This window comes from Rhodoblastus sp. (genome assembly GCF_052145335.1).
In the GTDB taxonomy this organism is placed as follows: Bacteria; Pseudomonadota; Alphaproteobacteria; order Rhizobiales; family Beijerinckiaceae; genus Rhodoblastus.
In genome coordinates this window covers 1-10,432 of sequence record NZ_JBKQOU010000187.1, presented here as the reverse complement: position 1 = coordinate 10,432, position 10,432 = coordinate 1, and the positions used below count along the sequence as shown (strand labels likewise).

Here is a 10,432-nt window from a genome sequence, read left to right as displayed (position 1 = left end):
TGCAGACCCGTCTCGACGCGATGAAAGCCGTGGCGCCGAAGGTCATGGCCTTCTACAACAGCCTCAACGACAAGCAGAAGCAAGAATTCGTTCGCTTGCGCGACCACATGATGCGGTTTGGCTGGGAAGAGCGCCACGGCGTCGCGGGTTGGGGCCCTGGTCTTCAAATGGATGACGACCTCGACGAGAAATGATCTCTATCCTCATGAGGACAAAACCGCATCGGCGCCCGCCGGTGCGGTTTTTCTTTGCCTGCCTTGGCGCTCAAGGCCCAAGTGGAAGCGGACCTTATCCTGGCATATCCTCGGGCAACCATCCGCACCCGCGCGGCCCCCTCCAAAGGAAAACATTATCAGCCTCCGGGCGGGATGTTTGCGTCGGGGTTCTCATCCACCCAACCGGTGAAAACTTGCCAAGCCAAGGCTAACAGGGTCGCGCCGACGAACATCCAGATGATCCCACCCGTCGCCATGCCGCCAAGCGCGCCGACGAGGATGACGGGCATCGGCACGTCCACGCCGCGACCGAGCAGCAGCGGCTTGAGCACGTTGTCCGCCATGCCGGAGACGAGCAGAAGTGCGGTATAGAAAATAGCCTCGCCTGTGCCTCCGCCGCCGCGCGACCAAATCCAGATGATCGCCGGCAGCGTCACGATCACTGCGGGAATCTGGGCGATGCCTAGCACCAGAACCACAGCGGCGAGCGCGCCGGCCCACGGCACTCCAGCGATGAGAAGGGCAAGGCCGACGAGGATCGCCTGGATGAGCGCCACCCCGACCACGCCCAATGCGACGGCGCGAATGGTCGCGATGGAGAGCCGCGCGAGTCTCGCCCCGCGCGGCTGTCCGGCGACGCGCTCGAAGACGGACAGGCAACCGCGGGCGCCGTTTTCCCCGAAGGCCAGGAAGATGCCGGCGAGGATGAGGGCGCCGAGAAAGGCGAGCAGACCGCCGCCGATCCTGGCGACGAAGCCGAGCGCCGCGCGAGCAAGATCGCCGATCTTCGGTTGCATGCTTTGCACGAGGGCGGGTAGATCGTCGTGCGCCCCGCTCCATGCGGCGTGAAGCTTCCCGCCGATGAGCGGCCACGCGGCAACGGTCTCGGGCGGAGACGGGATCCGCAATGTATTCTGTTGCACGGCCTGGATCAGGGTCCGAATGGAATCGCCCAGCGAACTCATCAATACGCCGATGGGCACGACGAACGCGACGATCCCGAGCAGCACCAATAGTGTCGCGGCGAGCCCGCGCCGTCCGCCAAGACGTGCAGCGACGAGGGCGTGCAGTGGGTAGAGAATCACCGCGAAGATCAGGGCCCAAATCGCGAGCGGAAGGAAGGGGGCGAGAACGCGATAGCAGAGCGACGCCATACCGAGCAGGAGGGCTCCGCGGATCAGCACCTCGAGGAGGCGGCGCGCGAGGCGCCGTTCGAGGTCCTCGTTGGGTGTGGAGAACGGCGTCATGATCGAGTCACCACGCGATTTGAAAATCACATGCTAAACTGAATATTCACGGAATCAACGCCGCTCGCACTCGCAGACCGGGCGGGTCGAATTGACTTTTGCGGGCGACTCATCGGCAAAACAAAAGACTGAGGGGGCCAGCCGACGACGAGTTGCGACGTCGTCCCGGTCGGCATTATGTCAGTAAAGCGCTCCGCCGCCAGCGGCAGTCGGATGGAGCATATGTTCCGCGCCACCCAGGCTGAGGGTCAATCAGCCAGCATTACTCCCAAGGGCCGCGAGGCTCTGCCGTTCTGCGAAGACGGGCTTTTATTGTTGCGGCGGCTTTGCAGGGGCCGTCGCCGCAGGCGCCATCTCGGCAGGGGTCTTGGGACCTGTACGCATCTCATGCCGTCGCTCATGACGAGTTGCGCGCCTCGCATGCCGCCGCTCGTGGCGACCGGCGCGCCGCGCCTGACGCCTTTCCATCCCGGCGGTCTGGGCCTCGGCTTCGGTCGCAGTCAGCAACGTTGCAGGCGCCGTCAATCCTAAGGCGAAGGCCAACCCCAGAAGGGAGAACGTGCTTCGCCGCGAAACCATTTCCGACTCGTTCTGCTCGTTCATTTCAAGCCCTCTTTTCGCTTGCGGGAAACAGCCCGCCTTTCCTCCCATGGCGAAGGCTTCATCCGGCATGCGCCGGTTCGCAAGCCAGCCATGTCAGAGTCTCTCGCGATTAAATGACTTTGGCAACATCGCACAATTACGGGCGACATTCTGGCGGACGACGGAGTAGACCGCAGTATAATTCCAGTCACCAAGCCGCGCATGAGGCCGGGGGACTGTCGCAATTTTGCCTCTCCAATGCGTGCCGGTTTTTCGCACATGTTGGGATTGTGCGTCGCAGGGCGTATGATCGGGTGCTTCCGGCATGACATCGGGGCCCATTGTGAGCGGAACGTTTGGAAAGGCGGCGGACGTCCTGAGGCGATATTTCGCCGCTGACCTCATACCCGGCCTAACGACCGCCGCCGTCGTCCTGCCCAAGGCGCTCGCCTACGCGACGATCGCTGAGCTACCGGTGCAAGCAGGTCTGTTTTCGGCGCTGGTCCCAATGACGATTTACGCCGTCCTCGGCACTTCGCGTCTGTTGAGCGTCAGCACCACCACGCCGATCGCGATCCTCTGCGCCAGCGCGATCGGAGAAGCGCTCGCGGCCGATCCCGCGCTCGACCCTCTCGTGGCGTCGGCCACGCTTTCCATCCTCGTCGGGGCGATGCTGCTGGCCGCGCGCGTCTTGCGTTTTGGCTTTGTCGCCAATTTCATTTCGGAGCCGGTCCTGACCGGGTTCAAGGCCGGCGTCGGCTTGGTGATCATCGTCGATCAATTGCCCAAACTGCTGGGAATCCACATCCAGAAAGCGGGTTTCTTCCGCGACGTGGCGTCGATTTTCACACACCTGACCCAGATTTCGTGGCCCACGCTCGTGGTCGCGCTGGCGACCCTTGCGATCATCGCGCTTTCCAAGCGCTTCCTGCCGAAAGCCCCCGCTCCGCTACTCGCCGTGGCCGTGGGGATCGCGGCTTCCGCCATCGTCGGCCTCGAAGCCTCGGGCGTCAGCGTCGTGGGGGCGATCCAGGGCGGGCTTCCCACGCTGAAGCTGCCACGGCCCGAGCTATTCGAGGATATGTGGCCGGCGGCCGGCGGCATCGCCCTGATTTCCTTCACCGAGTCGATCGCTGCGGCGCGCGCTTTCGTCCGCCCGGGCGATCCGCCGCTCGACGCCAATCGCGAGCTGTTCGCGCTCGGCGCCGCCAACGCCGCGGGCGCCTTCATCGGCGCCATGCCGGCCGGCGGCGGAACCTCCCAGACCGCGGTGGCCCTCAACGCCGGGGCGCAAACGCAAGCGACGTCGATCGTGGTCGCGGCGGCGGCTCTCGCGACGCTTCTCTTCCTGGCCCCAGTCCTCGCGCTCATGCCCCACGCCACTTTGGCGGCCGTGGTGATCGCCTATTCCATCGGGCTCGTGGATTTCGCGGGCATGGCGGCGATCCGCAAGGTGCGGAGCATCGAATTCCATTGGGCGGTGGTCGCCTGCCTCGGCGTCATGACGCTGGGAACGCTCAAGGGCGTCATCGTGGCCATTGTGCTCTCGCTTGGGAGCCTCATCCGCCTCACCAACGATCCGCGCGTCGACGAAATCCTGCGCATTCCCGGCTCGCATCGCTTCCGACCGCGCGAATCGGATCATCCCAGCGACGAGGCGATCCCAGGGTTGCTGATCGCCCGGCCGGTCGGGCGCATCTATTTCGGCAATGCCGAAAATGCCGGAGCGAAATTGATGGCGTTGATGCGCGCGGCTTCCCCGCGCGTGTTTCTGCTCGATTGTTCGGCGATACCCGGGCTCGAATATACGGCGCTGAAAATGCTGGTCGAAGCCGAGTTCCGGCTGCGCGAGTCTGGCGTGGAGCTGTGGCTCGCCGCCCTCAATCCCGAGGCGATGGAACTCGTCCAGCGCGCCGAATTGGCGGAAAAGCTGGGACGCGCCCGCATGTTCCGCACTGTGGAGGAGGCGGTCGCGGCATTCGAAGCGCGGGGCGCCGCCGGCGAACCCAAATCCGCGACTTGAGCGATAAGAAGACCGAGAAAGACCGCGGCGGCGACCGGTCTCACGGACGTTGGAAATTGTCCGCCCGATAGCGAGCGCCTTAGCCTACGCTTGCCAAAGGTTAAAATAAGAATAGCGTTTCAGATCATGCTCGACGACTGCCCAACATGGCCAACGCGATTGTCGCTAAAAGCCGCCGCAGTTTTCGAATGGCGCAACGACCCGTATGCATAGGGAGGCGAGCCGATGCCGGAGGCGAACAACGTTCAGTTGGTTCAATCGATTTACGCCGCTTTCGCCCGCGGGGACATAGAATCTGTCCTTGCGGCGACCGATCCCGACATCGCCTGGATTTCAAATGCCGATCCGGCGCTGCTTCCGTTCGGTGGCGAACGCAGGGGAATCGAAGGAGTCCGGTCGTTTTTTCGCGAACTGGCCGCGAATATCGAGTTAGATTCTTTTCAGCCGCGTGAATTTTTGGGCGGTTCCGATTTCGTTGCGGTGCTTGGCCGTTCGATCAGTCGTTCGAGAGCGACAGACGAGCCATTCGAAGACGACTGGATGCATTTGGTCAGGATCCGTCATGGAAAAGTGACCGAGTTTCGTCTTTTTAACGATACCCACGCGCTGGTGCAGGCCCATTTCGGCGGTGATATTCACTCTGTCTCCGTGGCGCCGTCAGAGGCGAAAGAGTCGTTCCAGCACTGACGTCGCATGGGATTCGGGCAAGCCAACGGGTCGCTGGTCAGTAGGCGACAGCCCGCAATTTCTTTGTGTCCTCGGGAGGAAATGGCTCCTTGCGTAACGGACTCCACCAAAACCGGGAGGAAGTTCCGGGAACCAGTTCAGGCGGATATCTCAACCGACGCTTTTGTTTTTTGTGGAAGCCGTTATCTTTCTCAAATAGGCCAACCGTCCGACGACGCGGGTGATGATACGGGTGATTTGATCCTCCAGGTGACGCCGCCGCGCGCGCCGCAAGACTTCCAGATTCGGCCTCGTCTGTCCGCCAGCGCCGACGCGGACTTCCGGCGGCAAATTGTTCTTGTCGAGGCGCCGGCGGGGTTCGGCAAGACCTCGCTGCTGGCGCAATGGCGGCGCGAGTTCCTCGCCGCCGGCGAAGTGGTGGCATGGCTGACGGCGCAGGACATTGACGAACCCCAGCGTTTTGCACAGGGACTCGCGCTGGCGTTTCGAGTCGGCGCCGGACGGCCGAAATTCGGCCGTGCGCTGCTCGATTCCGAGAGTCCGAGAGGGTTGGAAGACGTTACCCTTTGGTTGGCCGAAGTCGCCCAAACCGCCGTGAGCGCGGTTTTGATCGTCGATCGCGCACATCTCCTTCCCCAGGCTTCGCTCGACGCCCTGGCCTATCTTTCACGGAACCTTCCGGCCAATCTGCGGCTGGTCATCTCGTCGCGGGCGAATTGCAAGCTCGGTATCGACGATCTCGTCGCCTACGGCGAATGTGTCGTCATCGGCGCCCAGGCCCTACAGTTCCGTCTCGAGGAAACCACGCAATTGGTCCGGTCCCGTCTCGGCGCCGCCGCGGGCCTGGACATAGCCGTGAAGTTGCAAGAGTACACCGAAGGTTGGCCCCTGGGGTTGCAACTTGTTCTGTCGATCATCGGGCGCAGTGGCGATTCCCGATCTGAAGTCGCAGCCCTGGAATGGCAGGGAGGAATTTCGCATTCGCGGTTCCTTGGCCTCCTTTTGTCGGATCTGGATCCTGAGGACGTCGCCGTTTTGACGCGTGTCTCCATCCTCGACGATCTCCACCCCGATCTTTGCCGCTTCGTCCTCGGAAGCCATGAAGGCGGTCGCCTTGAACGGATTTCCAGCGACACGGCGGTTTTCGTCGCGGCGGAGAACACAGAGTGGTTCAGAATGCACTCATTCGTGCGCAATGAACTTCGGCGCCGTTTCGCCAACCTTTCGTCGGAGGAGCAAAGTGAACTGCATGCGCGCGCCTCACTTTGGCTCGCGGAACGCGGCATGGCCGAAGCGGCCGCGCTTCACGCGCTCGCCTCGGGCGCCAGCGAGCGGGCGTATGAATTGGCGGAACGAAGCCTTTACGAAGCCTTGATCCACCGCGGGCGGCAGGGGGCCGTCGAAAATCTGTTGGCGCGGATCAAAACCGAGGAGTTCGACAAGCGGCCAAAGCTGCTGCTGACCAAAGCATGGTCGCTCGCCATAAGCGAGAGGCATGAGGAAGCGAGCAATGTCGTCTCGCGCCTCCTGGCCCGGCCGGATGTGAGCGACGCCCTGCGTTGCGAATGCGCGTTGGTCCTGAGTGGGGGAGCGATTTTCGCCGACGACCCCGACGCTTTCGCCCGTTTGCACGATCCATGGGCCAAGGCGCCGCCCTTGACTGATCCGATCCTGTTGCATGTTCACGCCAACCGCTCGGGCTTTCGCATGTTGATCGAGGGCAATCCGCCCATGGCCCGCCTGCGGCTGAAACAATCCCCGCAATATGAAACCGGCGTCGCGCACGCCTATCTGAGCCGATGGACAGATTTCATCTGCGGACTCAGTTACCTCTGGGAAGGACAGATTTCGACGCTCGAGCAATCGTTGCCCGCCAGACTCGCGCAGATCGAGGACGAACTGGGGCGACGGCATCCGCTCGCGGCCATGACGGCGGCCCTGCTTGCTACAGCTTTCTGGGAAAGCGGCCGGCCCGACGCGGCAGAGGCGCTGCTCGCAAATCGCCTCGACGTGCTGGAGCGCAGCGGCGCCCCCGAAGCGGTGCTGCTCGGCTATCGAACGCTGGCGCGGATATCCTCGGCGAAGGGCGCCGAGGGCCAGGCTCTCGAATTTCTGGGCGGCCTTCATGCGATAGGTCAGGCCAGAAATCTGCCGCGCCTTCGCATCGCCAGCCTCGCCGATGAAGTCCGCCTGAATTCGCATCGTTTCCGGGCGAGCACGTGCGCCGGCCTGTGCGCGCGTATCGACGAACTGCTGGCCGACGAGAGCCTGCCCCAGGGACTTTTTTGGCGGCGGAATGTTGGCCTGCTCGCCGACACGGCGCAGGCTTACGCCAGGATCGCGGCCCGGGACTGGACAGGGGCCTTGGGGCCATTGCTTCGCGCGGAGGAGGCGGCGCAAAAAATGCGGCTGGGGCGGCTGCGCATCGAGCTCCTGGGATTGCGCGCCTTCGTTCTGTCCCGGACGGGCCAGGATTCGATCGACTTGCTAAGGGAGGCCGTCGACCTCGCCCGGTCGCATGGTTTGCAGCGTGTTTTCGCCGACGCCCATCCTGCGCTTGGAGTCTGGGTCGAGGAGGTCGCCGGCGGTCGCGGCGGAGAAGAGACCCGGCTGACCGCGGACCGTCCGCTCCCTGCGAGGATTGTCGCGCCAGCCGCCGCCGGGCGGGCTGCGCCCAGTTCGGCGTTGACGCCGAAGGAACGGCAGGTCCTCGAACTGCTCGGCCAAAACTTCTCGAACAAGGAGATCGGCAACGCCATGCAGGTCGGCGAGGAGACGATCAAGTGGCACGTGAAAAACCTGTTCTCCAAGCTGAACGCTGCTTCGCGGAAACAGGTGGTCATGCGCGCGCGCCTGCTGGGATTTCTGACGCAGGAACCCTGACATCGAATATTGCGTTTGTCCGAGGACGGATCGTGACGTGCAGGGCGGCATCCAGACATGGTTATTCCTTCAGCTGCCATGCCGTCCGCCAGCCGTCCCAACGGGCTGCTCACCTCGCTTCCCCCCTGAAATGGATTAGCTCCCCCCCGTCGTGGGGGGGATACGCGTTCGCGGGTCTAATTTATAAAAAATGAAACGCCGGTTCAGACGGGCTTCGCGAGAAAAGCGCCGCTGCCCGGCAGGGAGGAACTCCAATGACCATGAACGCAGCCAATTCAACGATCGTCAACACCCCTGCCATCGTTCCGGCTTCCTCGCTCGGCGCCTCGATCCGCGTGGAGCAACTGACTTGCGCGATCGGCGCGGAGCTTCAGAACGTCAGCCTCGGCGCCGCCAGCCGCGACCCGGCGCTGGTCGCCGAGATCAAGTCCCTGCTCTTGCAGCACAAGGTGCTGTTCTTCCGCGACCAGGACATTTCCCGCGCGGAGCATGTCGCTTTCGCCCGGCATTTCGGCGAACTCGAAGACCATCCGGTCGCCGGCAGCGACCCCGAAAATCCGGGGCTGGTGCGCATCTACAAGGATCCGGGTTCGCCCAACGACCGCTATGAGAACGCCTGGCACACCGACGCCACCTGGCGGGAAAAGCCGCCGATGGGCTGCGTGCTGCGCTGCGTCGAATGTCCCCCGGTCGGCGGCGACACGATGTGGGCCAATATGGTCCTCGCCTATGAGAACCTGCCGGAACACATCAAGACCCGGATCGCCGGACTGCGCGCGCGCCACAGCATTGAAGCCTCCTTTGGCGCGGCCATGCCCATCGAGAAGCGCCTGGCGCTGAAGGCCCAGTTCCCCGACGCTGAGCATCCGGTCGTCCGCACACATCCGGAAACGGGCGAGAAGGTTTTGTTCGTGAACGCTTTCGCGACCCATTTCACCAATTTCCACACGCCGGAAAACATTCGCTACGGCCAGGACTACGCCCCCGGCGCCGCCCTGCTTCTCCAATACCTCATCAGCCAGGCGCAGGTCCCGGAATATCAGGTCCGCTGGCGCTGGAAGCCCAACAGCATGGCGATGTGGGATAACCGGTCCACGCAGCACTACGCCGTGATGGACTATCCGCCGTGCCATCGAAAGATGGAGCGCGCCGGCATCATGGGCGACACGCCCTTCTGACGCCGCTCCCGGCCTTGCGCCGGAAGCAGATCCTCAAAAAACTCGCAACTCAAAACGCAAGAGAGAGCTCATGAACTTCCTCGATGGTTCCCTGTTTCCCGAAAACCAGGAAAAACTCGTCATCACCTGCGCGCCCTATGGGCCGGAATGGATGCCCTCCGATTTCCCGGAAGACATTCCGGTCACCATGGATGAGCACGTCCAGAAGGCGGTGGACTGCTACAACGCCGGCGCGACCGTGCTTCACACCCATGTCCGCGAATTGGACGGCAAGGGCTCGAAGCGGCTCTCGATGTTCAACGAACTGCTCGCCCGTCTGCGCGAAGCCGTGCCGGACATGATCCTGCAGGTCGGCGGCTCGATCAGCTTCGCGCCGGAAGGCGAGGGCGAGGTCGCGAAATGGCTGAGCGACGATACCCGCCACATGCTGGCCGACCTGAATCCGAAGCCGGACCAGGTGACGATCGCCATCAACAGCAACCAGATGAACGTCGTCGAGCAGATGTGCGAGGCCGATCTCGTTGGCACCTCCATGGCGGATCCGGCCAATTACCGCGCCTACCGCGAGATGACCATTCCCGCCGGCCCGGAATGGGTCGAGGAGCATATCCGCCGCCTCAGCGCCAACGGCATCCAGACCCATTTCCAGCTCGCCAACATCACGCAGATCGAGACGGTCGAGCGCATGATGCGCCGCGGCGCCTGCAACGTGCCGCTGATCCTGACCTGGGTCGCGATCGGCGGCGGCTTCGACGCCCCGAACATTTACAATCTCGCCAATTTCGTCCGGGCGTGTCCGGATGGGTCGGTGCTGACGCTCGAAACCTCGATGCTGAACGTCCTGCCGCTCAACATGATGGCGATCGCCATGGGCCTGCATGTCCGTTGCGGCAATGAAGACAATATCTGGAAGCAGGACCGCAGCGGCAAGATGTCGAGCGTCGAGCAGATCGAGCAGCTCGTCCGGATTTCGCGCGAGTTCGGCCGCGAGATCGCCGACGGCAAGGAGGCGCGCCGCATCTATCGCATCGGCGAGTTCTACAACAGCGCCGACGAGACGCTCGCCCGCAACGGATTCGCGCCGAACCGCAAGCCCCTGCGGGCGATCCGGCAGGCAGCGGAGTAATCGGGACGATGACCGAACCGACCATATTGATCGTGCCGGGCTTGCGGGACCATGTTCCCGCCCATTGGCAGACGCTGCTCGCCGCGCGGCTTGACCGCGTGCGGACCGTCGAGCCGATGGGCCGCGCCGATCTCGATTGCAGGACCAAGGTCGAGGCGATCGAGCGGGAGGCCCAGGCGATCGACGGGCCGGTCATCATCGTCGCCCATAGCGGCGGCGCGGTGATGGTCGCGCATTGGGCGGCGCAAACGCGCCGCCCGATCCTCGGCGCGCTGCTCGCGACGCCGCCGGATTTCGAACAGCCGATGCCGGAAGGTTATCCGACGATCGAGGAAATGCGCGCGGGAGGCTGGTTTCCGGTCCCTCGCGCTCCTCTTCCGTTCCCCAGCATTGTCGCGGCGAGCCGCAACGATCCGCTGGGTCGTTTCGAACGCGTCGCGGAACTCGCCGGCTGCTGGGGCGGCCAGCTGGTCGACCTCGGCGAGGTCGGC

At 63.6% G+C, this 10,432-nt stretch carries 8 protein-coding genes; 7 read left to right on the top strand and 1 reads right to left on the bottom strand.

What is annotated here, in order from left to right; translation table 11 throughout:
- Positions 1–194 (top strand): hypothetical protein (locus ACLP2E_RS11875; RefSeq protein WP_442466054.1); only part of this gene is annotated, 194 nt, incomplete at its 5' end.
- Positions 195–352: 158 nt separating this feature from the next.
- Here the strand turns inward: ACLP2E_RS11875 and ACLP2E_RS11870 are convergent.
- A complete protein-coding gene (locus ACLP2E_RS11870; RefSeq protein WP_442463525.1) occupies positions 353–1,462 on the bottom strand; it encodes an AI-2E family transporter in 1,110 nt (369 codons plus the stop codon).
- 925 nt (positions 1,463–2,387) lie between these two features.
- On the opposite strand from ACLP2E_RS11870, the gene ACLP2E_RS11865 reads away from it, so the two are divergent.
- The 6 genes from ACLP2E_RS11865 to ACLP2E_RS11840 all read left to right on the top strand — a co-directional run.
- The gene (locus tag ACLP2E_RS11865; protein ID WP_442466053.1) at positions 2,388–4,067 is read left to right on the top strand and encodes a SulP family inorganic anion transporter; all 1,680 of its coding nucleotides are present in this window, start codon (positions 2,388–2,390) and stop codon (positions 4,065–4,067) included.
- 225 nt (positions 4,068–4,292) lie between these two features.
- A complete protein-coding gene (locus ACLP2E_RS11860; RefSeq protein ID WP_442466052.1) occupies positions 4,293–4,754 on the top strand; it encodes a nuclear transport factor 2 family protein in 462 nt (153 codons plus the stop codon).
- 237 nt (positions 4,755–4,991) lie between these two features.
- Positions 4,992–7,637 (top strand): LuxR C-terminal-related transcriptional regulator, encoded by a 2,646-nt coding sequence (locus ACLP2E_RS11855; protein ID WP_442466051.1) that lies wholly within the window; start codon positions 4,992–4,994, stop codon positions 7,635–7,637.
- Between the two features lie 254 nt (positions 7,638–7,891).
- Entirely contained in the window at positions 7,892–8,815 is a 924-nt protein-coding gene (locus ACLP2E_RS11850; protein WP_442466050.1) for a TauD/TfdA dioxygenase family protein, read from the top strand.
- A gap of 70 nt (positions 8,816–8,885) precedes the next feature.
- Positions 8,886–9,941, top strand: a complete 1,056-nt coding sequence (locus ACLP2E_RS11845; protein WP_442463520.1) for a 3-keto-5-aminohexanoate cleavage protein — start codon at positions 8,886–8,888, stop codon at positions 9,939–9,941.
- An 8-nt stretch (positions 9,942–9,949) separates the two neighbouring features.
- Positions 9,950–10,432 (top strand): RBBP9/YdeN family alpha/beta hydrolase (locus ACLP2E_RS11840; RefSeq protein ID WP_442466049.1); only part of this gene is annotated, 483 nt, incomplete at its 3' end.

Bases quoted from the DNA above. Each gene is read 5' to 3' on its own strand.
- ACLP2E_RS11870 (WP_442463525.1), bottom strand. From the start codon at position 1,462: ATGACGCCGTTCTCCACACCCAACGAGGACCTCGAACGGCGCCTCGCG.
- ACLP2E_RS11860 (WP_442466052.1), top strand. From the start codon at position 4,293: ATGCCGGAGGCGAACAACGTTCAGTTGGTTCAATCGATTTACGCCGCT.
- ACLP2E_RS11850 (WP_442466050.1), top strand. From the start codon at position 7,892: ATGACCATGAACGCAGCCAATTCAACGATCGTCAACACCCCTGCCATC.
- ACLP2E_RS11845 (WP_442463520.1), top strand. From the start codon at position 8,886: ATGAACTTCCTCGATGGTTCCCTGTTTCCCGAAAACCAGGAAAAACTC.